This is a genomic window from Pseudomonas sp. P5_A12, from assembly GCF_056400685.1.
Genome location: NZ_JBFUKU010000023.1, coordinates 14,948 through 38,596, shown reverse-complemented (window position 1 = coordinate 38,596; position 23,649 = coordinate 14,948). Strand labels below are relative to the sequence as shown.

General features: G+C 60.0%; 22 protein-coding genes and 1 pseudogene. 14 read left to right on the top strand and 9 right to left on the bottom strand.

Going from position 1 to position 23,649, the window contains the following annotated elements:
- Together AC1DSG_RS05835 and AC1DSG_RS05830 are read left to right on the top strand one after the other, a co-directional pair.
- Positions 1–195 (top strand): annotated as a pseudogene (locus AC1DSG_RS05835) (IS3 family transposase); the annotation flags it as partial.
- Between the two features lie 848 nt (positions 196–1,043).
- Positions 1,044–1,415 carry a DUF6124 family protein gene (locus AC1DSG_RS05830; RefSeq protein ID WP_477790013.1) on the top strand — a complete coding sequence of 124 codons (372 nt, stop codon included), beginning with the start codon at positions 1,044–1,046 and terminating at the stop codon, positions 1,413–1,415.
- A 59-nt stretch (positions 1,416–1,474) separates the two neighbouring features.
- Here AC1DSG_RS05830 and AC1DSG_RS05825 read toward each other — a convergent pair whose 3' ends face one another.
- The 3 genes from AC1DSG_RS05825 to AC1DSG_RS05815 all read right to left on the bottom strand — a co-directional run bounded on the left by AC1DSG_RS05825 (position 1,475) and on the right by AC1DSG_RS05815 (position 3,258).
- Positions 1,475–2,071 carry a superoxide dismutase gene (locus AC1DSG_RS05825; RefSeq protein WP_065949384.1) on the bottom strand — a complete coding sequence of 199 codons (597 nt, stop codon included), beginning with the start codon at positions 2,069–2,071 and terminating at the stop codon, positions 1,475–1,477.
- Positions 2,072–2,248: 177 nt separating this feature from the next.
- A complete protein-coding gene (locus AC1DSG_RS05820) occupies positions 2,249–2,851 on the bottom strand; it encodes a LysE/ArgO family amino acid transporter (RefSeq protein WP_477790012.1) in 603 nt (200 codons plus the stop codon).
- Between the two features lie 5 nt (positions 2,852–2,856).
- Positions 2,857–3,258: an ACT domain-containing protein gene (locus AC1DSG_RS05815; RefSeq protein ID WP_452627952.1), complete on the bottom strand. Its 402-nt coding sequence runs from the start codon at positions 3,256–3,258 to the stop codon at positions 2,857–2,859.
- A 96-nt stretch (positions 3,259–3,354) separates the two neighbouring features.
- Between AC1DSG_RS05815 and AC1DSG_RS05810 the strand changes: the two genes are divergently transcribed.
- The 4 genes from AC1DSG_RS05810 (at position 3,355) to AC1DSG_RS05795 (ending at position 7,395) form a co-directional block, all read left to right on the top strand.
- Positions 3,355–4,254, top strand: coding sequence for a LysR family transcriptional regulator ArgP (locus tag AC1DSG_RS05810; protein ID WP_477790011.1), 900 nt, complete (start codon positions 3,355–3,357; stop codon positions 4,252–4,254).
- A gap of 94 nt (positions 4,255–4,348) precedes the next feature.
- Positions 4,349–5,341: an NAD-dependent epimerase/dehydratase family protein gene (locus AC1DSG_RS05805; protein WP_477790010.1), complete on the top strand. Its 993-nt coding sequence runs from the start codon at positions 4,349–4,351 to the stop codon at positions 5,339–5,341.
- Positions 5,342–5,459: 118 nt separating this feature from the next.
- Positions 5,460–6,335, top strand: a complete 876-nt coding sequence (locus tag AC1DSG_RS05800) for an ATPase (protein WP_477790009.1) — start codon at positions 5,460–5,462, stop codon at positions 6,333–6,335.
- Positions 6,336–6,546: 211 nt separating this feature from the next.
- On the top strand, positions 6,547–7,395 hold the full coding sequence (locus AC1DSG_RS05795) for a cache domain-containing protein (RefSeq protein WP_477790008.1): 849 nt from the start codon (positions 6,547–6,549) through the stop codon (positions 7,393–7,395).
- Between the two features lie 133 nt (positions 7,396–7,528).
- Here AC1DSG_RS05795 and AC1DSG_RS05790 read toward each other — a convergent pair whose 3' ends face one another.
- Both AC1DSG_RS05790 and pobA read right to left on the bottom strand, forming a co-directional pair.
- Complete coding sequence (locus tag AC1DSG_RS05790) at positions 7,529–9,046, bottom strand: MDR family MFS transporter (RefSeq protein ID WP_477790007.1); 1,518 nt, start codon at positions 9,044–9,046, stop codon at positions 7,529–7,531.
- Positions 9,047–9,124: 78 nt separating this feature from the next.
- A complete protein-coding gene (gene pobA, locus AC1DSG_RS05785) occupies positions 9,125–10,309 on the bottom strand; it encodes a 4-hydroxybenzoate 3-monooxygenase (protein WP_477790014.1) in 1,185 nt (394 codons plus the stop codon).
- A 177-nt stretch (positions 10,310–10,486) separates the two neighbouring features.
- Between pobA and AC1DSG_RS05780 the strand changes: the two genes are divergently transcribed.
- Entirely contained in the window at positions 10,487–11,383 is an 897-nt protein-coding gene (locus AC1DSG_RS05780) for a helix-turn-helix domain-containing protein (RefSeq protein WP_477790006.1), read from the top strand.
- 10 nt (positions 11,384–11,393) lie between these two features.
- Here the strand turns inward: AC1DSG_RS05780 and AC1DSG_RS05775 are convergent, their stop codons facing one another.
- Positions 11,394–11,570, bottom strand: a complete 177-nt coding sequence (locus AC1DSG_RS05775; RefSeq protein ID WP_477790005.1) for a hypothetical protein — start codon at positions 11,568–11,570, stop codon at positions 11,394–11,396.
- 220 nt (positions 11,571–11,790) lie between these two features.
- Positions 11,791–12,696 (bottom strand): LysR family transcriptional regulator, encoded by a 906-nt coding sequence (locus tag AC1DSG_RS05770; protein ID WP_477790004.1) that lies wholly within the window; start codon positions 12,694–12,696, stop codon positions 11,791–11,793.
- 115 nt (positions 12,697–12,811) lie between these two features.
- Here AC1DSG_RS05770 and AC1DSG_RS05765 point away from each other — a divergent pair, with 115 nt between their 5' ends.
- Entirely contained in the window at positions 12,812–13,699 is an 888-nt protein-coding gene (locus AC1DSG_RS05765) for an MBL fold metallo-hydrolase (RefSeq protein WP_477790003.1), read from the top strand.
- Positions 13,700–13,812: 113 nt separating this feature from the next.
- On the opposite strand, the gene AC1DSG_RS05760 is transcribed toward AC1DSG_RS05765, so the two are convergent.
- On the bottom strand, positions 13,813–14,694 hold the full coding sequence (locus AC1DSG_RS05760) for a LysR substrate-binding domain-containing protein (RefSeq protein ID WP_477790002.1): 882 nt from the start codon (positions 14,692–14,694) through the stop codon (positions 13,813–13,815).
- Positions 14,695–14,855: 161 nt separating this feature from the next.
- Here AC1DSG_RS05760 and AC1DSG_RS05755 point away from each other — a divergent pair, with 161 nt between their 5' ends.
- From AC1DSG_RS05755 to AC1DSG_RS05730, 6 genes are all read left to right on the top strand, one after another.
- Positions 14,856–16,493, top strand: a complete 1,638-nt coding sequence (locus AC1DSG_RS05755; protein WP_477790001.1) for a 5-guanidino-2-oxopentanoate decarboxylase — start codon at positions 14,856–14,858, stop codon at positions 16,491–16,493.
- A complete protein-coding gene (locus tag AC1DSG_RS05750; protein ID WP_477790000.1) occupies positions 16,490–17,938 on the top strand; it encodes an aldehyde dehydrogenase family protein in 1,449 nt (482 codons plus the stop codon). The genes AC1DSG_RS05755 and AC1DSG_RS05750 overlap by 4 nt, the downstream gene beginning before the upstream one ends.
- Positions 17,939–18,155: 217 nt before the next feature.
- Positions 18,156–19,259, top strand: coding sequence for an extracellular solute-binding protein (locus tag AC1DSG_RS05745; RefSeq protein WP_477789999.1), 1,104 nt, complete (start codon positions 18,156–18,158; stop codon positions 19,257–19,259).
- Between the two features lie 192 nt (positions 19,260–19,451).
- Complete coding sequence (locus tag AC1DSG_RS05740) at positions 19,452–20,360, top strand: ABC transporter permease (RefSeq protein WP_477789998.1); 909 nt, start codon at positions 19,452–19,454, stop codon at positions 20,358–20,360.
- The gene (locus tag AC1DSG_RS05735) at positions 20,357–21,205 is read left to right on the top strand and encodes an ABC transporter permease (protein ID WP_477789997.1); all 849 of its coding nucleotides are present in this window, start codon (positions 20,357–20,359) and stop codon (positions 21,203–21,205) included. Before AC1DSG_RS05740 ends, AC1DSG_RS05735 begins: the two co-directional genes overlap by 4 nt.
- An 18-nt stretch (positions 21,206–21,223) precedes the next feature.
- Positions 21,224–22,279 carry an ABC transporter ATP-binding protein gene (locus tag AC1DSG_RS05730; protein ID WP_477789996.1) on the top strand — a complete coding sequence of 352 codons (1,056 nt, stop codon included), beginning with the start codon at positions 21,224–21,226 and terminating at the stop codon, positions 22,277–22,279.
- A 142-nt stretch (positions 22,280–22,421) separates the two neighbouring features.
- Here AC1DSG_RS05730 and AC1DSG_RS05725 read toward each other — a convergent pair whose 3' ends face one another.
- Complete coding sequence (locus AC1DSG_RS05725; RefSeq protein WP_007945654.1) at positions 22,422–23,351, bottom strand: AraC family transcriptional regulator; 930 nt, start codon at positions 23,349–23,351, stop codon at positions 22,422–22,424.
- Positions 23,352–23,649 lie beyond the last annotated feature (298 nt).

Genomic DNA, 23,649 nt, shown 5'->3' with positions numbered 1-23,649 from the left:
GCCCTGAAATACGTGACGCCAAACCAGCGGCACGAAGGCAAAGCAACGGCTCTATTACAAGCTAGAGCAATGCTTTATGAAAATGCCAAGGAAGCTAATCCGAGCCGCTGGAGCACTCGAACACGCAACTGGAAGTTGGCAGATGCTGTGTATTTAAACCCAGAGCGCCCTGAAATTAAGAGCGCAACGGGCTAGCAACTGTAAGACAAGGCGACAGGTACCTTGACACGTACCGAACGCCCCAAAAGGAACCAAAAGGTCTCGCCCCGAGCGTCCGGCCCCTCGCTTAGGCTCGGCGTTCCTTCGCTCCGGTATTCATCCGGGGACACTGCCCTCCGGTCTGCTTCGCGACGACCTACATGCAGCGTGTTCGACTGCGTCGAACGGCGCTACGCGCCACTCCCCGGATGAACACCTCCACTCAGCCTCCCGAAGGGGCGGGCAGATCAAAAGCTGCAGGCGAGCTAACGCTCGGCCTGATGAGTGGTGAAGAGCCGCGGGTGTACGCCGATCTATTGTAGGAGCTTGGCTTGCCAGCGATGGCGGCCTGACAGCCGACCAATCTCTATCTGATGTATGCCGATAAAAATGTGGGAGCGGCCTTGCTCGCGAAGGCGGCCTGACAGCCGACCAATCTCTTTCTGCTGCCCCCCAACTGATCGTTCCTATGCTTCCGCGTGGGAATGCCGCCGGGGACGCTCCGCGTTCCATTTTTGTGTGTTGAAAAATGTGTAAAAAACACAGCGGTTTCCCACGTATTTTTCAGGTTGCCGGGTAGGAAGCCCTTTCTCTAACCTCTGGCGGTCGCTGAAAACTCAGCGATCGGGTGTGAGAACCCGGCAACTTATGGTCATCCAGTGTCTGTACACGCATAATCGCCGCCAGCCTACTTGCTGCCGGTAAATGCGTTATGGCGGCTGTGTGCGGGCGGACTTCGGTCCGGCCGGGTGTCCATAACCGGTCTTCTCACCTCGCACATAGTTGCCACCTCTTCGCCGTGTGAGAAGCGGCAAGTGGAGGCTCCAACGCTGGAGAAATTTTCAATGGACAAATTGATTCCCGATCCACCCACCACACCCGAAGCTGAAGCCGAAGACTTACGCGTAGAGACGTTGCTCAAAGACCGCGAAGCCATAAAACGCGCCCTCGACTATTACCTCGATCCCCCATCCCAATACAGCGAAAAACCCCGCCGCCCCAGCACGATGTACATGATCGCTCCGAACATGGACACCGAAAGCCTGCTGGCCCAGGCCTGCGAGTCACTGGCCTCCGCCAGCGTCATGACCAGCGATTTCGCCGCGAACCTTATCGGTCCGCAGCGCAACACGGTGTTGGCGATCCAGCAGATCATCATGTTGGCCGAGTTAGCGGTGAACCGCGCCCTGGATAACGTCGATCCACAAGCGGCCTGACATTCTCCAGACAATAAAAAACCCGGCATAAAAGCCGGGTTTTTTGACTGGCATCGATCTTAAGCGGTGAAGGTTTTGCCTTCGAACTGCTCAGCCACGAATTTCCAGTTGACCAGGTTCCAGAACGCTTCGACGTATTTCGGACGAACGTTGCGGTAGTCGATGTAGTAAGCGTGTTCCCAGACGTCGCAGGTCAGCAGCGGGGTGTCGCCGTTGGTCAGCGGGTTGCCGGCGCCGATGGTGCTGGCCAGGGCCAGGGAACCGTCAGCTTTTTTCACCAGCCAGCCCCAACCGGAACCGAAGGTGCCGATGGAAGTCTTGCTGAACTCTTCCTTGAACTTGTCGAACGAACCGAACGCAGCGTTGATGGCTTCAGCCAGCGCGCCGGTTGGTTGACCGCCGGCGTTTGGCGCCAGGCAGTTCCAGTAGAAGGTGTGGTTCCAGACCTGAGCGGCGTTGTTGAAGATACCGCCCGAGGAAGATTTAACGATTTCTTCCAGGGTCTTGCCTTCGAACTCGGTGCCTGGCACCAGGTTGTTCAGGTTCACGACGTAGGTGTTGTGGTGCTTGTCGTGGTGGTATTCCAGAGTTTCCTTGGAAATGTGCGGCTGCAGGGCGTCGTGTGCGTAAGGCAGCGGCGGCAATTCGAAAGCCATGATGATTCTCCTAATCAGGTCAGTTGCGGTGAGCGCAAGGCCGATCACGGGCGGCCAGACAAGCGCCGGGGAGTTTGTACTCTTTGCGGCGCAGGGAATCGGATCATAGCACCGGGGGTGCTGCATAACCACGCAACAACTGTGTGGAATAGAGGTTCCAGAGCCTTTTGGAATAAATCAGCCTGCCCTGATTAATTGAAACGCCACGGTAAACATCATCAGCGCGACCAACAGGTCAAGAATTCTCCAGGTGCTCGGCCGCGCGAGCCAAGGCGCCAACCATGCCGCGCCCAACGCCAAGGTGAAGAACCACAGCAACGAAGCACTCGCCGCGCCCACTACATAAGCGCCAGGCTCGGTTTGTTGCGCACCGAGGGAGCCGATCAGCAAAACCGTGTCCAGATAGACATGCGGGTTGAGCAATGTCACTGCCAGAGCGCTGAGCATCACCGCGCGCAGTGAACGCACGGTCTGGTTTTCTCCCTGTTGCAGGCTCTGTTTCGAGCAGGCCCGGCGCAGCGCCTGGCTACCGTACCAAATCAAAAACACCGCGCCGCCCCAGCGAGCAACCGCCAGCAATGTCGGGTTATGCGCCAATACAGTTGCGAGGCCAAACACTCCGGCGGCCACGAGTAACGCATCGCACACCACGCACAATGCCGCCACCGGCAAGTGATGTTCACGCCGAAGACTTTGGGCCAGCACAAACGCATTCTGCGTGCCGATCGCCATGATCAGCCCGGCGGCCACCAACAGGCCGTTCACATAGCTTTGCCACATAAGGTTTACTCCGCGTTGGCTGCCAGGTCCCGCAGCACGTGCAGTGCGCGTTCGGCGTCGGCCTGACCGACAAACAGGTGATCGTGGTAGTAACCGGCGATCACGTTGCAGCTGATGCCGGCCTTGCCTAATGCAGTGGCGAAGGCGGCGGTCAGACCGACGGCTTCCAGCGCCGAGTGAACATTCAAGGTGATCCAGGCCGCGACGTAGTCGAAGCTGAATCCGGCTTGTTCGGCGTGGGAACGTTCGAGGATGACGGTCAGACCTTCCTGCTCGCGAAAGCTGCCGACAATCTCAAGGCCCGCCGGAAGCTTGCCGTCGCGCAGGGTGCAGAACACGTATTCGCCGGCGTTGAGTTGCGGGCTCATGCTGCGCAGCAGGGTTGCCAATGATGTTTCGCCAGCCATGTCGGTGTTCCTTGTTTAAGAGATCTTGATGGGCATTCTGCGCGGCTAACCTGTATAAGAAAAAACAATCATGCTGATCGCTCATTAGGAAAACTGATGTTCGACTATAAATTACTGTCTGCCCTGGCCGCCGTGGTCGAGCAGGCCGGTTTCGAACGGGCCGCGCAGGTGCTGGGCTTGTCGCAATCGGCAATCTCCCAGCGCATCAAACTGCTGGAAGCGCGGGTCGGCCAGCCTGTGCTGGTGCGGGTGACACCGCCAGCACCAACGGAAATCGGCCGGCGTCTGCTCAACCATGTGCAGCAGGTGCGTCTGCTGGAGCGAGACTTGCAGTCCCTGGTGCCGGCGCTGGATGAGGAAGGCCTGCCGGAGCGCCTGCGCATCGCGTTGAATGCCGACAGCCTGGCCACGTGGTGGGCGCAAGCGGTGGGCGACTTTTGCGCCGATCAACACTTGCTGCTGGATCTGGTGGTTGAAGACCAGACCGTCGGTCTCAAACGCATGCGTGCCGGGGAAGTGGCGGCCTGTCTCTGTGCCAGTGATCGCCCGGTGGCCGGTGCCCGCAGCGTTCTGCTGGGGGCCATGCGTTATCGGGCGTTGGCCAGTCCGGCGTTCATCGCGCGTCACTTTCCGGAAGGCGTTCGTGCCGTCCGACTGGCGAAAACCCCGGCGCTGGTCTTTGGGCCGGACGATTTCCTACAGCATCGCTACCTTGCTTCGCTGGGCGTGGATGGCGGTTTCGAACACCATATATGCCCCTCGTCTGAAGGCTTCATTCGCTTGACCGAAGCTGGTCTTGGCTGGGGGCTGGTCCCGGAGTTACAGGTGCGCGAGCAACTGGAACGCGGTGTATTGAGGGAGCTTTTGCCAGATATGCCCATCGACGTGCCGCTGTACTGGCATCATTGGCGCAATGGCGGTCAACTTCTGGGGTTGTTGACCGATCAATTGGTGCGTTCGTCGAAGCAATGGCTGGTGCCTTGGACGCAGCCGTAAGCGTCAAGCTGCAAGCTGCAAGTGAGCGCTTGCGGATCGTTTTTAACTTGCAGCTTGTGGCTTGAAGCTCACATCTGCATTTGTGGAGCACTACATGAAAATTCTGGTCACCGGCGCAAGCGGCTTCATTGGCGGACGCTTTGCGCGTTTCGCCCTGGAGCAGGGCCTGGACGTGCGGGTCAACGGTCGCCGGGCCGAAAGCGTCGAACACCTGGTGCGCCGTGGCGCCGAGTTTATTCAGGGCGACTTGAGCGACCCGGAACTGGCGCGCCACCTGTGTTCAGGCGTCGAGGCTGTGGTCCATTGCGCGGGGGCGGTGGGGTTGTGGGGACGCTATCAGGACTTTCATCAAGGCAATGTGCAGGTCACGGAAAACGTGGTCGAGGCTTGTCTGAAGCAGCGCGTTCGCCGGTTGGTGCACTTGTCCTCGCCGTCGATCTACTTTGATGGCCGCGATCACTTGGGGTTGACCGAAGAACAGGTGCCCAAGCGCTTCAAACATCCCTACGCCGTGACCAAATTCCTGGCCGAGCAAAAAGTCTTTGGCGCCCAGGAGTTCGGCCTCGAAACCCTGGCGCTGCGCCCGCGGTTCGTCACGGGCGCCGGTGACATGAGCATTTTCCCGCGATTGCTGAACATGCAGCGTAAAGGACGCTTGGCGATCATCGGTAACGGCCTGAACAAGGTCGACTTCACCAGCGTGCAAAACCTCAACGAAGTGTTGCTCAGCAGTTTACTTGCCGGCGGCTCGGCTTTGGGCAAGGCCTACAACATTAGTAACGGAACGCCGATTCCATTGTGGGATGTGGTCAATTACGTTATGCGCAACATGGATGTCCCACAAGTGACGCGCTACCGTTCCTACGGTTTGGGCTACACCGTCGCGGCGCTCAACGAAGGGGTGTGCAAGCTGTGGCCGGGGCGTCCCGAGCCGACCTTGTCGCGACTGGGCATGCAGGTCATGAACAAAAACTTCACCCTGGACATCAGCCGCGCCCGGCATTATCTGGACTACGATCCGAAAGTCAGCCTCTGGGCCGCCCTCGATGAATTTTGCAGTTGGTGGAAGGCTCAGGACATCCGCTGATGTCCGATCCCCGTGTGCCAGCACTGAACCGAGTTGGGTGTAGAGAGTCAATCGGTGCGGCAGTGGGGGGTATACTCGCCGCATAAAGCCATCACCGCGTTCTACAAAGGTTGATTCAATGCCCAAGCGTAACGATGCCAACGACGATTTCGAAAATGTACCGAGTCTGCGTGCTGATATCCTCGACGATGATGATTATCCGCCCACCGCTCGTACCCGCGTGCATTCGCGGCCGGCGCCGGTGGTCCAGGTCAAAAGCGCCAGCACCGGTCCGCTGTGGGCATTGGTCGGCGCATTGTTTTTTGCGTTTGCCGGCCTTGCCTGGTGGAGTTTTCAGCAGATCTCGCTGATGGAACAACAACTGGTCGCAACCCAGGAAAGTTTCGCGCGTATCAGTGAGGAAGCGGCGGGGCGCTTGCAGGACATTTCGGGCAAGGTCGTTGCCAGTCAGTCCAACGTCACCAGCGACAGCGAAGCACTGAAACTGCAAATCAAGGACCTGGAATCCAAACTGCTGGATCAGGGCAAGCAGCAACAAGGCGTCGTCGGTCAGGCCTCGGATCTGGACAAGCGTCTGGCGCAAATGACGGCACAAACCAGTGAACTGGATAAGCGACTGGCGCAACTCACCGCCCAGGACACCGAGCACCAGACGGCCAATACGCAATTGCAGGCGCAAGTCAAAGCCTTGAGCGCTGAGTTGACCGCCCTGAAAAGCGCGCCGGATGACAGCAGCAAATTCGACGCTCAGCTCAAAAGCCTGGGCGCCGACATTGCCGCGCTGAAAAAACAAGGCAACCCAAGCGCCGCTATCGAGCGTCTGGAGGAAGAGATTATTGTGCTCAAAAGCGTGCAGGATAACCGTCCGGCCGTTGCGCAAGGTTCCACCAATACCGCCGAATTCGACGCGTTCCGCGGCCAGGTCACCCGCAACATCAACACCCTTCAGGCGCAGATCCAGAATCTGCAGCAGCAACTGCGCGCGCGGCAGTAGAGCTGCCACACCGCTCCTGTGGCAGCTGGCGCAGCCTGCGTCGGCCAGTCCGCGCTCGGGCGAAGCAGTCGTGAAAAAAGTCCACGCGTTTTATCAGACCAATTGCGGTGTCGGGACGCATCCTCGCTGGGGCTCGACAGCTGCTACAAATTCGTAGAAGTCCCAAGGCCGTCTACGCTCTTGAAACACCTAAAAGAACGAGGAATGCACTATGGGGGTTTTGCACAAATTGGCATTGCTGGGCGCGATGCTGCTCCTGTGCCTCGGGCAGGCTCACGCCGCCGGCACGGAAAAGGAAGACAGTCAGGCCGCCAAAGCCTTGCTGGAGAAGGCCCTGGCCTACTACCACGATAATGGCGACAAGGCCTTCGCGGCGTTCAGTCGTCAGGGCGAATTTGTCGACAAGGATCACTACGTCTTTGTGGTCGACACCAAGGGAGTGATGCTCGCCAGCGGCGGGCCGTCTGCGGCGTTGATCGGGCGTAATGTCACCGAAACCCTCGGGCCGGACCTTCAGAAAGCCTTCAAGGACGCGGCAAACGTGCCGGAGAGCAATGGCATTCAGGAGGCGGAATACCGCTGGCAGAACTGGTCTGACGGCAAGGTTGAGCGCAAACATGTGTTCTATCAGCGCGTTGGTCAGCGGATTCTGGCGGTCGGTTACTACCTGCCCCGGGCCTCGGCGGAACAGGCCATGGCGCTGCTGAACAAAGCCGCGACCGATCTGGTCAAGGACGAGAAGGGCACACTGACCGCGATCAACTCACTCAAGGGCGGTTACTTGCAGGATGACTTGTATGTGTTCGTCGTCGACCTGAACACTCAGCGCTACGTTGCCCACGGCACCARCCTGCGTTTGATCAATACTGACTTTGGCGCGATCAAGGACCCGGAAGGCAAACCGGTGGGCGAGGAGATGCTGGCGTTGATGGCCAAAAAGGACTACGGCGAATACGAATACCGCTGGAAAAACCCGGTGACCAACAAGATTGAGGACAAGCATACCTACCTGAAAAAGGTCGGGCATTTCCTGGTGGCTGTCGGGTATTACAGCCCTTGATTATCGGTGACTGATAAACCRCTATAGCGAGCAGGCTCGCTCCCACAATGATCTGTGGTGTACACAAATAGTGTGATCACCAGAAATCCCCTGTGGGAGCGAGCCTGCTCGCGAAGGCCGCGACTCGGTCCAACTACCGAACCTTATCCTCCCGCCCCCGCAACAACATATTCGGCATGGCAACCGCCGCCGCCAACCCCAGCAGCGACACCGCTGCACTCACCATCAGCAAATGCCTGAACGTCAGCAATAACTCAGCACGTAATGCGTTTTGCGCATCCCCCGGCGCAGCGTTCAAGCCGTCGAGCAAGACATTGCCCGAACTGCCCTCGGCAATTAGCGACGAACCGGCCATGTGGGCAAAACTCGAGTCCTGCAACAACGCCAGCAGCAGCGCCGACATCAACGCCACCCCGACCGCGCCGCCCAGCGAACGGAACAGGTTGGTGGTGCTGGTAGCAACACCGATATCGCGCTGTTCCACCGAATTCTGTGTGCCGACCAATGACGTCGGGAATTGCATGCCGCCAGCAATCCCGCACAGCAACATGAACAAACTACTGAGCCAAAAAGCCTGCGGCGGGCTGAAGGCCATGCCGAGTATCGAGATCGGCATCAGCGCCGCACCGGTCAGGATCATCGGTTTGTAACGGCCAGTCACCGAAGTCCGGCGGCCGGCAAAGTACGCGCCGACCGGCAAGCCCATGGCCAACGGCAACAGGTGCAGCGCGGCGCTGTCGGCCCCGGCGCCGGTGACACTCTGGAAGCGCAACGGCATCAGCACGATCAGCGAGATCGCCTGGAAGCTGGTGAAAAAAATCGTGCACCAGCACAGGATTGCGTTGCGGTTGGCGAACAAATGCATCGGCAGCAACGGTTCCCGCGCTCGGCGTTCATGCCAGACGAACACCCCAAGCACCAGCACCGCACAGGCAAACAGTCCCAGCACCTCAGCGCTGCGCCACGAATGCCCCTGGCCGACCTGAGTGATGCCCAGCAACAACGCGGTCAAACCGATGATCATCAGCAACGTGCCGAGGTAGTCGATGATCGGTTTGCGCTGCGGCACCGGAAGCCCGACGAGTGTGCGATTGGCCACCAGCCAGGCACCAACGCCCAGCGGCAGATTGATCAAAAACACCCAGCGCCAGGACAAGTACTCGGTCATGTAGCCACCCAGCACCGGGCCCGCCACGCTGGCCACGGCGTACATGCTGCTGAAATAGCCTTGATAACGACCACGTTCCCGGGGCGGGACGATGTCACCGATGATCGCCTGGCTGACCGAAATCATCCCGCCCGCACCGATGCCTTGAAGGATCCGCGCCAGGACCAATTGCTCCATGCTCTGGGCCATGCCGCAGAACAACGAAGCCAGGGTGAACAGCCCCATGCCGAACAGCATCAGCTTGCGACGGCCATACAAATCGCCGAGCTTGCCGTAGATCGGCACCGCGACTGTCATCGCCACCATGTACCCGGAAATCACCCAGGCCAGCAGGCTGACGTCCTTGAACTGAGCGGAGATCGCTGGCATCGAGACGGCGACGATGGTCTGGTCCAGCGCGCCGAGAAAGATCGCCAGCATCAGGGCGATCAGCACGCTGCGAATGGCCGGTTTGGGTAGGTCAGGCTGGTTGAGAGTGGTCACGGTAAAACCTGCGGGCAGTGATGGGCCCGCAAGGTGCACGGCGAGCGGGGATGCTCGCCAGTTTAAGTCGATAGCAAGCTATTCGATAGCCTCGTATGGAAGCCCGACGTAATTTTCTGCAATGGTTTTGCGACCGGCTTCGGAGCCGACAAAGTAGTCCAGCTCCGACTCGGTGATGCGCTGACTGAAGGCGTCGTGGTCGTCGAACCGGTGCAGCATGGAGGTCATCCACCAGGAAAAACGCTCGGCTTTCCACACCCGACGCAGACAGATTTCGGAGTATTTTTCCAGCAAGTCCACGCGTCCTTCCTGGTAAACCTTCAACAGAATATTGAACAGTGTGCTGACGTCACTGGCGGCCAGGTTCAGGCCCTTGGCGCCGGTGGGCGGGACGATGTGCGCCGCGTCGCCGACCAGGAACATCCGCCCTAATTGCATCGGTTCCACAACAAAGCTGCGCAGCGGCGCGATACTTTTTTCGATGGACGGGCCGGTCACCAGGTTATCGGCCAGGGCTTGCGGCAGGCGCAATTTCAGTTCATCCCAAAAGCGCTGATCAGACCACTCCTGCACCTGGTCTTCGGCTGGCACCTGGAGGTAATAACGGGTGCGGGTTGCCGAGCGCATGCTGCACAGGGCAAAACCGCGCTCGTGACGGGCATACACCAACTCCTCATGGACCGGTGGCGTGTCGGCGAGGATGCCGAGCCAGCCAAACGGGTAGACCCGCTCGAAGACCTTGAGGCAGTCGTCCGGGATCGATTGGCGCGCCACACCATGGAAGCCATCGCACCCGGCGATGTAGTCGCAATCGAGGCGGTACGTCTCGCCATCCTTCTCAAATGTCACAAAAGGTTCTGCGGTTTTCATCCCGTGCGGCATGACGTTGACGGCGCCGTAAATCGTCTGCGCACCGGCCTCCCGACGAGCGGCCATCAGGTCGCGGGTGACCTCGGTCTGGCCATAGACCATCACGGTTTTGCCGCCGGTCAACGCCTGCAGGTCGATGTGCACCTGACGGCCGTCGAGCGCCAGTTCGAACCCGGTGTGTACCAGCCCTTCGGCATCCATGCGCCGACCCACCCCGGCCTGACGCAACAGCTCTACCATGCCTTGTTCAAGGACGCCGGCACGGATTCGCCCGAGCACATAGTCCGGGGTCTGGCGTTCAAGAATGAGGGTGTCGATGCCGGCGTTGTGCAGCAATTGGCCGAGCAGTAAACCGGAGGGGCCGGCGCCAATGATGGCGATTTGGGTCTTCAGTGTTTTCATTATTTTTTTGACTCGCAAGCTCCACGCGACCACGGCCGGTGAATTATTTTTATGGATCGAGTGCTTGCATTTTTCTCTTGCGAGTCTGTCAATTGAAGGGGAAAACTGAGCGGATACCTGTACATTCTGCCAATCAGTGCGATTATCGCCCGTAACCTCGAGGCCTTGATGAACAAGCCTGACCTGCCTTCAATTCCAGTGTTCAAGCTGTACGGTGAAAGCCTGGACTGGCCGACCCCGGACTTGCTGCACTGTGAAACCATTTCCAAACGCAGCCGCGAACACCAGTGGGAAATCAAACCCCACCGCCACGCCGATTTGTGCCAGTTACTCTTCGTCTTCAAAGGTCAGGCAGAGCTTGAAATCGAAGGTAAGCGCGCGCAGCTGACCGAGCCGACGATCCTGATCCTGCCGCCGTTGTCGGTGCATGGATATCGGTTTTCCGAGGACGTCGAAGGGTTTGTATTGACCCTGGCCGCGCCGCTGGTTGCCCATCTTCAGGCGCAACTGGGCAACTCGGTGAATGCGCTGGCCCAGGCCGAAAGCTACCCCGCGGGCAAGGATGGCGATTACCTCAACAGCCTGTTTTCAGCGTTGCAGGACGAATACACCGGCCACCAGCCGGCGCGTGAAATGCTCATGCATTCACTGGTCAGCGTGATCATGGTCTGGGTCAGCCGACAGGTCATCACCCGCCGTAGCGCCAGCCAGCGCCCGCAGCGCGCCCGGGAATACCTCAACGGGTTTATCCAACTGGTAGAAGAGACGTACCGCCAGCACGTCAAGGTCGAAGACCTGGCGCATCGGCTGGGGATTTCCGTGTCTCACCTCAACGGCACCTGCCGTGAACTGGCGGGACAACCGGCGTTGCAGATCATGCACGAGCGGCAATTGCTGGAAGCCAAGCGCTTGCTGACCTACACCAGCATGACCATTTACGAAATGTCCGACGTGTTGGGGTTTTCCGATCCAACCAACTTCACGCGCCTGTTCCGGCGTCGAGTGGGAATTTCGCCCAAGGCATTTCGCGACCGCTTGAAGGCCGATCAGGACAACGAGGCCTGATCCCCCTTCGTCAGTGCAGGGCGTTGAGGGTCGCGTTGTGGGGGATGCATTGCTCGGAATTGCAGCTCGCAAATTCACGGGGCAGTTGACGCGCCTGCTCGACCCGCCAGGCCGCGGTGCCATACAGCGCCAGCGTCATCGCGCAGGTGATGAAAATGGTGAGGTATCTTCTTGTTTTGATGTTCATGGCGTGGACCTCTGAACGAATACCCGTGGGTATTACTTTGAGCATAGGTCAGCGCCAGTGAGTTGCCATTAAAACGGCATTGCATCTACCCCGATATTCAGAACACTGATGACCCCCCTGTAGGAGCTGGCTTGCCTGCGATAGCGGTGTGTCAGGTAACAAAGTTGTCGACTGATCCACCGCTATCGCAGGCAAGCCAGCTCCCACAGTTTTGATCGAGTTACAGGCCGATATCCCACTCCGGCTCTTCGGGGAATCTGAGCACCAGAAAATCCAGCAGGCTACGCAGCGCCGCCGGCATGTGTTTGCGTGAGGCGTACACCGCGTAGATGTTCATCTGCCGGGGCTCGGCCTGGGGCAGCAGGCGGATCAGTTCGCCACTGTGAATATGCACGCCCGCCTGATAACTCGGCAGCATCGCCACCCCCGCGCCGGCCATCGCCGCGCGCAGCAAGGTGCTGGCTTCGTTGGCGCTGATGTTGCCTTGGACCGGTACCGAGACCGGTTCGCCGTCCTCCTCGAAATGCCAAAGAATTTTGCCGAAGTAGGAATGGGTCAGGCAGTTGTGCTGGCTCAGATCTTCCACCCGATGCGGCATCGGATGTTCGCGCAGGTAAGCGGGCGAGGCGCAGATCACCGAGCGACAGACYGTCAGCCGCCGGGCAATCAGGTTCGGGTCCAGGTCGTTGCTGGTGCGAATCGCCAGATCAATGCGCTCATCTATCAGGTTCACCGTGCGGTCGAGCATTTGCATATCAATGCTGACGCCGGGGTAACGTTTGACGAAGGCCGCCATGGCGTCCGCCAGTTGTGCCTGACCAAACGAGGTGCTGACGCTGATCCGCAATGCGCCTCGTGGCGTATCGTCCGGCTCGCTGACAGCGGCTTGCATGTCTGTGGATAAGTCGAGCATCTGCCGACAGCGGGGCAGCATCTCGGTACCGGCAGCGGTCAGGCTCAACTTGCGGGTCGTGCGGTGCATCAGTCGGGCGCCGAGCCAATCCTCCAGTTCCGCCAGATAGCGCGACACCACCGGGCGTGACAGGTCCAGTTGATCGGCGGCGGCCGACTGGCTGCCGAGGTCGACCACGGTGACGAACACCCGCATTGCTTGTAGACGATCCATGATTTGCACGCTTTCAGAAACAAACTATGTTCCAGCATCGCATTTTTTGTGCCGAGTCATGCAACTAAGCTCCCGTCCCATCGCCAAGCATGGCATTCGGACAACGGAGCAACACATGATCGGTTTCACCACCCTCAAGCGTATTTTGCAGGCCACCGCCGCGCTCGGCTTCGCGGCCCATGCAGCGGCAGCATCGACCCTGACGCTGGATGTCTACAACCCCGGCGAAAACGCGATCTTCCCGGTGACTTCGGTGCTGGTCAGTGGCGAGAAGGAGGCGATTCTGGTGGATGCGCAATTCGGCAAATCCCAGGCCGAACAGGTGGTGGAAAAAATCCGCGCCAGCGGCAAGCAACTGACCACCATCTACATCAGCCATGGAGACCCGGATTACTACTTCGGCCTCGACACCCTGACCGCCGCGTTCCCCAACGCCAAAGTGCTCGCCTCGCAGCCGACCGTCGATCACATCAAGCACTCCGTCGACGGCAAACTGGCGTTCTGGGGGCCGAAAATGGGTGCCGACGTACCGGCGAAAACCATCGTGCCGCAAGTACTCAAGGGCGACAGCTTGATGCTGGAAGGGCAGAAGTTGCAGGTGGTGGGGCTGGAGGGCAAACAGCCGGATCGCACCTTCGTCTGGATTCCGTCGATCAAAGCGGTTGTCGGTGGGGTAGTCGTGGCAGAGAACATCCACGTCTGGATGGCCGACACGCAAACCCCGCAGTCTCACGCCGATTGGTTGACGACGCTGCACGCCATCGAAACCTTGAAGCCGAACATCATCGTGCCGGGCCATTACCTCGGTGACAGCGCCCGCTCTCTGGCTGCGGTGCAGTTCACGGCGGACTACATCAAGGCCTTCGACGAGGAAACCGCCAAGGCAAAGGATTCTGCCGCACTGATCGCCGCGATGAAAAAACGCTTCCCGACGCTGGGCGAAGAAAGTTCGCTGGAGCTGAGCGCCAAAGTCGCCAAGGGCGAGATGAAGTGGGGTGAATGATCGTTCCCACGCTCTGCGTGGGAACGCAACCCGGGACGCTCTGCGTCCCATCCAGAGCCGAACGCGGAGCGTCCGTTGAGGCATTCCCACGCAGAGCGTGGGAACGATCTATTTCAGCGACTCTGCGCCTGCTCCACCAACCACCCCAACAATTCCTGCAACTTCGGCGAAGGTGCGGGCTTTTGCGGCAATACCAGGTAATACGCCAAGCCCGTCTTCACCTTCAWCTCAAACGGCATGACCAGCCGCCCGGCGCTCAGGTCATCGCCAATCAGCGACCAGTCTCCGATCGCCACACCTGTCCCTTGGGACGCCATCGACATCGCCAGGTCCAGGGTTTCGAAGTGCTGACCCTTGCCGACATTGCTCAGGCGAACATCGGCAGTGGCCAGCCAGGCTTTCCAGTCCCGTTCATCACGGGTGGGATGCAGCAGCATGTGCTGCTCAAGATCTTCGGGTGTCAGCAACGGCACCGGACCTTCGAGCAACGGTTTGGAACAGACCGGCGTCAGCTGTTCATCAAACAGGCGTTGCGACACCAATGAAGTGTCCGGCGGCGCGCCGTACATCACCGCCGCATCGAACTGTTCGCGATGAAAATCCACGCCGTGCTTGACCGTGGTGGTCAGTTCCACCGGCACGTCCGGACGCTCTCTCTGCCATTGCAAAAGACGCGGCAGCAGCCAGCGCATGACGCAGGTCGGGGCCTTGAGTTGCAGGGTTTCGCGCTTCTCGCCGATCTGTTCCACCGCCTCGTCGATCAAGCCGAAAATCTGCTGCACCCGTGGCAGCCATTCCCGTCCTTCGGCCGTCAGAGCGAGGCCGCGAGCCTGGCGGATAAACAGTTCATAACCCAGATGATCTTCCAGCCCGGCGATCTGTCGGCTTACCGCGCCTTGGGTGATGTGCAGCTGTTCGGCAGCCCGGGTGAAATTGCAGCACTGCGCGGTAATCAGAAAAGTGTGCAGCGCCGGCAGGGGAGGCAGTCGTTTCATTGGGATCCAAGGTATGACGTGAGGACATGGCTAGTATGACTTTTTATCCATTGTTGCGGCTACGTGTCGCCCGTTCCAATGAGGCCATCCCTGGACCTGCCCACTCATCATAAACACTGCGCAGGCCCGGCGTCTCAAACGAACAAGAAGGGCAAAACACAATGGCGACGTGCGGCGAAGTATTGGTCAAGTTACTCGAAGATTACGGGGTCGAGCAGGTGTTCGGCATTCCCGGGGTTCACACCGTGGAGCTGTATCGCGGGCTGGCCCGTTCGAGCATCAACCACGTCACTCCGCGTCACGAACAGGGCGCCGGTTTCATGGCCGACGGTTATGCGCGCACCAGCGGCAAACCGGGTGTGTGCTTCATCATCACTGGCCCTGGCATGACCAACATCACCACGGCGATGGGTCAGGCCTACGCCGATTCGATCCCGATGCTGGTGATTTCCAGCGTGCAATCGCGCAGCCAGTTGGGCGGCGGTCGCGGCAAGCTGCATGAACTGCCGAACCAGGGCGCATTGGTTGGCGGCGTGGCGGCGTTCTCCCACACCTTGATGTCGGCGTCCGAATTACCGGGCGTTTTGGCCCGCGCTTTCGCGCTGTTTCAGGCTGGTCGTCCGCGTCCGGTGCACATCGAAATTCCGTTGGATGTGCTGGTTGAAGAAGCCGATGACCTGCTCAGCAGCGTACCGGTGAACATCGACCGCGCCGGCGCATCGCCAACCGCCGTTTCGCGCATGACCGAATTGCTCGCCAACGCGAAGCGTCCACTGATTCTCGCCGGTGGCGGCGCCATCGATGCCGCCGCCGAGCTGACGAAACTGGCCGAGTTGCTGGACGCGCCGGTGGCACTGACCATCAATGCCAAAGGCATGCTCGAATCCAGCCACCCATTGCTGATCGGTTCCACCCAAAGCCTGGTCGCGACCCGTGCACTGGTGGCCGAGGCCGACGTCGTGTTGGCCATCGGCACCGAGCTGGCCGAGACCGACTATGACGTCACCTTCGCCGGTGGTTTCGAAATTCCTGGTCAATTGCTGCGCGTGGACATCGACCCGGACCAGACCGTGCGCAACTATCCGCCGCACGTGGCGCTGGTGTCCGATTCGCGTAACGCCGCCCAGGCTTTGCTGAGTGCGCTGTCCCAGCGGTCGCTGACCGAGCGTCGCAACGATTGGGGGCAGGTCCGTGCTGCCCGTTTGCGTGAAGAGCTCGCCCAGATCTGGGATGCCCCGACTCTGGCCCAGACCTGCTTCCTTGAAACCGTATTGAACGTGTTGCCGGACGCTGTGTTCGTCGGCGATTCGACCCAGCCTGTCTACACCGGCAACCTGACATTCAACCCGGAGCGCCCACGTCGCTGGTTCAACTCGTCGACCGGTTACGGCACCCTCGGCTACGCCTTGCCGGCCGCCATCGGCGCCTGGCTTGGCGGCAGCGTTGAAGGCAGTTCCCGCCCTCCGGTGGTGTGTCTGATCGGTGACGGCGGCCTGCAGTTCACCCTGCCGGAACTGGCCAGTGCCGTTGAAGCTCGCACCCCGGTGATCGTGCTGCTGTGGAATAACCAGGGCTACGAAGAGATCAAGAAGTACATGGTCAACCGCGCCATCGAACCGGTTGGCGTGGACATCTACACCCCGGACTTCATCGGTGTGGCCAAGGCACTGGGTTGCGCCGCGGAAGCGATCAGCGGCGTCGAGCAACTGCGTACTGCGCTGCGTTCCGCGGCCGACCGTCAAGGCCCGACCCTGATTGAAATCGATCAGACCCAGTGGATGAAGGCGGTGTCGAAATGACGTTCCCTACGACGCTGGACGGTCTGTTCATCGACGGTCAATGGTCGGCGGGCAATGAACACCTGCGCGTCATCAACCCAGCGACCGAAGCCTTGTTGACCACGGTCAATGGCGGCGATGCACAGGCCGTCGATCACGCCGTGAGTGCGGCGACCAAGGCCTTCGCCGACTGGTCGAAAACCACCGGCGTCGAGCGTGGCGCTATCCTGCGCAACATCGCGGCGGGCGTGCAGGCGGGTCGTGAGCAACTGATGCACTTGCAGTCGAGCAACAACGGCAAGCCGCTGTTCGAAGCGGCCATCGATGTCGATGACGTGATCGCCACCTTCGAGTATTACGCCGGTCTGGCCGAAGGCCTCGACGCTAAACAAGACAGCGCCGTTGAATTGCCGAGTGACGATTTCAGCGCTCGTCTGCGCCGTGAGCCTGCCGGTGTGGTCGGCCTGATCGTGCCGTGGAATTTCCCGATGGTCACCACCGCGTGGAAACTCGCCCCGGCCCTGGCCGCCGGTTGCTGCGTGGTGCTCAAGCCTTCGGAAGTGACGCCACTGCCAGAGCTGGAACTGGCGGCGATCATCGCTGAAGCGGGTTTGCCTGCTGGCGTCTTCAACCTGGTCTGCGGTACCGGCCTGGCGGTCGGCGCGCCACTGTCGGCGGATCCGCGCATTGCCAAAATTTCCTTCACCGGCAGCAACGCGGTGGGCGTGCAAGTCATGCAACGCGCGGCTGAAACCGTCAAAGGCGTGAGCCTGGAACTGGGCGGTAAATCCTCGCTACTGGTGCTGGCCGATGCCGACCTCGACCTAGCCGTGGAAGTGGCCTGTGGTGGTGGTTTCTTCAACGCCGGGCAAATGTGTTCCGCCACCAGCCGCGTGCTGGTCGCCGATGTGCTGGCCGATGAATTCCTGTCGCGTCTGAAGGCGCGCACCGAAGCCATTCGCGTGGCCGACCCGTTCGACCCGGCCGTGGAAATGGGTGCGCTGGTCAATCAGGCGCAATACCAGCGTGTGCTCGGCCACATTGATCGCGGCTTGAGTGCGGGCGCCAAGCTGATTTGCGGCGGCAATCGTCCGGCCGACCTGCCACGCGGCTATTTTTTGCAACCGACAATCTTCACTGACGTGCCCCTCGACAGTGCGCTGTGGTGTGAAGAGATTTTCGGTCCGGTGATTTGTGTACGTAGTTTTGCCTCTGAAGCCGAGGCGATTGCCTTGGCCAACGACAGCCAGTTCGGCCTGGTGGCCAGCGTGGTCACGCGCAATCCCGAGGCTGCTGATCGGGTCGCCAACGCCTTGCAGGCGGGGCTGGTGTGGATCAACGCGCCGCAGGTGATCTTCCCGCAGACCGCCTGGGGTGGCTACAAACAGAGCAGCATCGGTCGCGAGTTAGGGCCGTGGGGCTTGCAAGCTTTCCAGGAAATCAAACACGTGATTCGGGCTGTCTGACAGCACGAAAAAGGTGAGTGCATGCCTCGTGTTGAGGCATGCGCTGGCGTCATGGCTTCAATGAGTTTTTATCGATAGTCAGGTGTTTTGCACGACCTCAGGATGAACCCGTCGGCGCAGCTCAACCCCGTGAATACGGGGGTTTAAAGCTGAATTGGCCGCGCGGATGCAACGGTTGCGACCAGCCTCATACCTACAAAAACAAAGGGAGTCCGTAATGGGCGAGCATGATCTGAACAGACGTCAATTCATCAAGACCGTGGGCGTAGCCTCGGTGGCAGCAGCGGCCATGAGCATGCCGTTCATCAAGGCCAATGCCAGCGACACACGCTTTGCGGGCAAAACCCTGCGTTTGCTGACCTGGTCCGATGACACCGGCCTGGCAGCCCTGCGCAACATCGCCGCGACCTTCGAAGACAAGTACGGCTGCAAGGTCATCGCTGACCGCACCGGCAGTACCTCGGAAATGGTCGCCAAACTCAAGGCCGGCGGTGATCGTCCGCAATACGACATCATCACCCTGGCAGGCGTCGGCGCCGAAGGTCTGGCCGCCGCCAACCTGCTGGAAAAACCCGACCTCAACCGCATTCCCAACCTGGTCGACGTACCGGAAAAATACCGCACCGGGGCCAATGGCCACGGTATCGGTTACCTCCTCTGGTGCAACAGCCTGGTCTACAGCACTCGCACCCAGAAAGAAGCCCCGACCAGCTACGCCTCCCTGTGGGACGCCGACGCCGCGCCGAACATCTTCCTGCCGCCGCCAAACTGGACCGAGGCCATGGACCTGATCATCATCGCCGCCAAACTGGCCGGTGGTGACGAGCACAATATTGAGCCGGGCTTCAAGAAACTCGCCGAGCTGAAAGATCGTGTGGTCACCCTGGGTGAAAACCCGAACCAGATCGCCGAGCTGTTCCGCACTGGCTCCCTKGACATGGGCGGTCTGTACGCGCCGGCGTTCTTCCCGAAACAGATCCGCGATCCGGCCTACGGTCTGGGCGCTTCGTTCGGCATGAAGGAAGGTTTCTACACCGACCTGATGCTCTCGGTCATGCCGAAGAACCGTCCGGGCGACACCGACATGGCGTACGCCTTCATCAACCACTCCCTGGACCCGGTGGTGCAGGGCAAGATGGCTGAAGACATCTACAACGGCCCGGTCAACGCCAAGGCGATCATCTCCGCCGAAGCGCGCAAGAGCCCGTACATCCTCACGCCAGAGCAGATTGCCGAGAAGGCGATCATGCACGACAACGCCTTCCTGGCCACCGTGCATGACCAATGGATTCGTCGCTACACGGAAATCTTTTCTTCCTGATTGAGTGACAACCAAAAGTCTTTAGAACACTGAACCCCCCTGTGGGAGCGAGCCTGCTCGCGAATGCGTCGGCACATCCAGCATCGATGTGACTGACACACCGCTTTCGCGAGCAGGCTCGCTCCCACAAGGGGAGCAGGGTGGTTCAAGGACTGTGTTTGTCAGCTGCTTTCCATTGACGAGACCCTTGCTATGGAACACCAACCTCTGACTCATCCGGTAAGTGTCGCCCCCGAGCGTGCGCAACGGGGTGTTTCGCCGACGACCCGCGCCTGGTTTTTCCTGACGCCGTCGATGCYGTTTCTGGGTGTACTGATCGCCGCCAGCCTGCTGGTCCTGCGCATGAGCGTGGGCACCAAAGGCGCGGAATGGACCGGGTTCAGCCTGGCCAGTTACGCCCAATTGCTGGAACCGTATTATCTCAAATCCTTGCTGCTGACCCTGCGCCTGGCGCTGATCAGCGCGGTGATCGCCGTGGTGCTGGCGATCCCGGTGGCCTACACCATGTCGCGCCTGACTTCGCCGTTCGTGCGCCGGATTTTCCTCGCTGCGGTGCTGTTGCCGTTGCTGGTCAACCTGCTGCTGCAAAGCTACGGCTGGCTGGTGATCCTCGGCCCTGGCGGCATGCTCAATCAGGCATTGATGGGCCTCGGTCTGATCAAGCGCCCGATCATGCTGCTCTACAACCAGAACGGCGTGCTGATGGGGCTGGTGCAAACCGCGTTCCCGCTGGCCGTGCTGCCGATTGCCAGCGCCATGCGCGGCGTCGCCCGTACTTATGAAGAAGCCGCCGCGACCCTGGGCGCCAGTCGTTTGCAGGTGTTCCGTCAGGTGGTGCTGCCGATGAGCATGCCGGGGATTATTACCGGCGCGACGTTGGTATTTGCCTACAACGCCAGCAGCTTCGTGGTGCCTTTGCTGCTCGGTGGCCGACGCGTGCCGATGCTGGCGGTGATGGTCCATGACCAGATCGCGCCGCTGATGAACTGGCCCGCCGCATCCGCTGCCGGTGTGGTGCTGATTGTCACCACGCTGGCGATCATGACCTTGTCCGAATACATCACTGGCCGCCGTCGGCGCATGCTGGAGGCTTCGCAATGAGCACCCTGACCAAGAAGCGTTATGGCCTGCTGCCGGGTGAAACCGGCAAGTTTGCCGGCATCCTTTCCGGCTTCATCCTGCTGTTGGCGGTGTTACCGATCCTGACCATGATCGTGATGTCGTTCAGCGGCGCGTCGAACCTCGACTTCCCGCCGAGCAGCTACAGCCTGCAATGGTACAAGGCCGCCTGGCACACCTTCGTTTCGCCGGATGCCAGCGACGTGCTGAGCCTGGGCAAGGCCATGACCACCAGTTTGATGGTCGCGTGCCTGACCATGGTTTTCGCCACGATCATTGCGGTGCCGGCCGCTTATGCACTGACCCGGTGCGAGTTCCGTGGCAAGGCCGTGGCGTTGCAACTGATGTCGCTGCCGCTGGTGTTTCCGATGGTGGTGTTGGGGCTGGCGTTGTTGCTGGTGTTTGACAGCCTGCCGTTCCAGATGACCACCTCGCGGCTGGTGATTGCCCACGTGATCCTGGCATTGCCGTTCGTGGTGAAAAACTGMACGGCGGCGATGCTGTCCATCGGCAGCGAAGTCGAAGAGGCCGCGCAAATGCTCGGTGCTTCGCCGACCCGGGCGATTGTCGATGTGGTGGTGCCGTTGATGAAGTCGGGGATTCTGGCAGGCATGCTGCTGGCGTTCATCGTCTCGTTCAACGAATTCACCGTGACCTATTTCCTCTACACCATCGACGTCATGACCGTGCCGATCTGGATGTACAGCCGCACCGTGTCTTCGCTCGACCCTACCGTTTTCTCGTTTGCCGTGCTGATCGTGCTGATCGACTTCGTCCTGATCTGGGCGCTCGAGAAGCTAGTCGGTGAAGGTGGCGTTTCGTTCTGATTTCTTGAGGTGGTTCATATGTCTGGTCTGATTCTGGAAAACGTCGAGAAACATTACGGCTCGGCCTGCGCGGTAAAGGATGTAAACCTGCATTTGCCTGAGGGCAAACTGGTGTGTTTCCTCGGTCCGTCGGGCTGCGGCAAAACCACATTGCTGCGAATGATTGCCGGCCTTGAAACCCTGACCGGTGGCGAGATTCGCCTGGACGGTGAAGACATCGGCCACACCCCGGCGCATCAGCGCAATTTCGGCATGGTGTTTCAATCGCTGGCGCTGTTTCCGCACATGACGGTGGGGGAGAACATCGCCTATCCGCTGAAACTGCGTGGCGTCAGCAAGGCGGATCAACAGGCGCGGGTGGTGGAATTGCTGGAGCTGATTCAGCTGCAGGCAATGATTGATCGACCGGTGGCAAAACTCTCCGGCGGTCAACGCCAGCGTGTAGCGATTGCCCGGGCGATTGCTTCGCGGCCGAAAATTCTCCTGCTGGACGAGCCGCTGTCGGCGCTGGACGCCAAGTTGCGCGAGTCGATGCAGGTGGAAATCCGTCAGCTGCAACAGCGCCTGAACATCACCACGATCATGGTGACTCACGATCAACGTGAAGCGATGACCATGGCCGATATCGTCGTGGTGCTGGGTGAGCACCGCGTGCAACAAGTCGGCACGCCGATTGAAATCTACCGCCACCCGGCCAACGAATTTGTCGCGGATTTTATCGGCTCCGGCAACATCTTCCCGGCCACGGCGTTGGGCAATGGCAAAGTCGGTTTGCCCGGTGGCGATGCACTGGAAGTGCCGATTTGCAGCAGCATTGTGGTCGGCGAGAAAGTGAAAATGCTGATTCGCCCGGAAGACCTGCAACTGTCGCACCCGCAGGTGACTGCGGGGAATCGCTTGCTGGGCAAGGTGACATTTGTGCGTGATATCGGCGCGACGATTGAAACCACTGTGGAGTGTTCCGGGGTGTCGTTTACCGCGCTGAGCACGCCGTGTCAGGGGTTTGGGTTGAACATCGGCAACCCGGTGTCGGTGACCTTGCCGGCTGAGGCTTGCCGCGTATTGGGTGCCTGATCCGGATTTGATGGTGGCCTTGCCGGCCTCTTCGCGAGCAAGCCCGCTCCCACATTTCTACCGCATTCTCCTGAGAGAACTCGGTCGAATGTGGGAGCGGGCTTGCTCGCGAAGGCGTCCGTAGCCACACCGCAAAATCCGATCAGACCGATAACCGCAACCGCGCCAAATCCCGCAACGGCGGTGCCCCAAACAACCGGCTATATTCCCGGCTGAACTGCGAAGGGCTTTCATACCCCACCCGATACCCCGCCGCCGAAGCCTCCAACCCTTCCGCCAGCATCAATCGCCGCGCTTCCTGCAACCTCAGTTGCTTCTGATACTGCAACGGACTCATCGCCGTCATTGCCTTGAACCGGTGATGCAGCGTCGACACGCTCAGGTTCACTTCCTTCGCCAAGTCATCGATACGCAGCGGTTGTTCGTAGTTGCCGTTCAGCCACTTGATCGCCTGGCTGATGCGATGGCTCTGGCTGTTGGCAATCGCAATTTCATACAGCCGATGACCCTGCGGGCTGCGCAACAACCGATAAAGAATCTCCCGACGAATCAGCGGCGCGAGCATGGCGATGTCTTTCGGGGTGTCCAGCAAACGCGCCAGGCGCAGCACGGCGTCAAGCATGGCGGTGTCGATCCGTTCGACGTACAGGCCACGACCGGTGGGGCGAGTCGGCACGCCCAAAGGGCCGGCGTCGGCAATCAGCGCGCTGATTTCCGCCGGGTCGATGTCCAGCCGCACCGCAAGGATCGGTGCTTCGGGCGAGACATCCACCACCCGCCCGCTGAGCGGCATCGAGACCGACACCACCAGGTAGTTCAGCGGGTCGTAGTTGAAGTGCTCATCGGCCAGCCGGACCTCTTTGCGCCCCTGCGCCATGATGCACAGCGCCGGTTGGGCGAGCACCGGGGCAAATTCATGGGACTGGCTATGGCGTGACATGAAGAGCGAACCGACGGCCGTCGCGTAATTGCCATCCTCCTGCGTATTGCGGCGGATGATCGCGGCCAGTTCTGCGCGCTGTTTCTCCATGTCGGCGTCCAGCGGGGCTTGAAAATGATCGAGCGACGACATGCAAGGCATCCTCGGTGGGGCGTGGGTAATGAGCCGAGCTTATGTTTGTGCAAGACGATGCGGTAGACACATCCTGCCTGAACCTTGCCTGATTCTGCACGGAGTGGATTAGCGGTGCCTCTACGGCAGGGCCGTTCAAGGAAAACTTGCTTGAATGCCCTGTTTCTTAGGCCTGAACGCGATTTGCCGGGTATTAGAAGTTTTTGAGACGTCGCGCAGGATTGTGCAATACACCGGCAGGAATCGACTAACCGCGCTGGAACCTGCGCGCTTAACCTTGGATCCTGTCGCAGCCCGT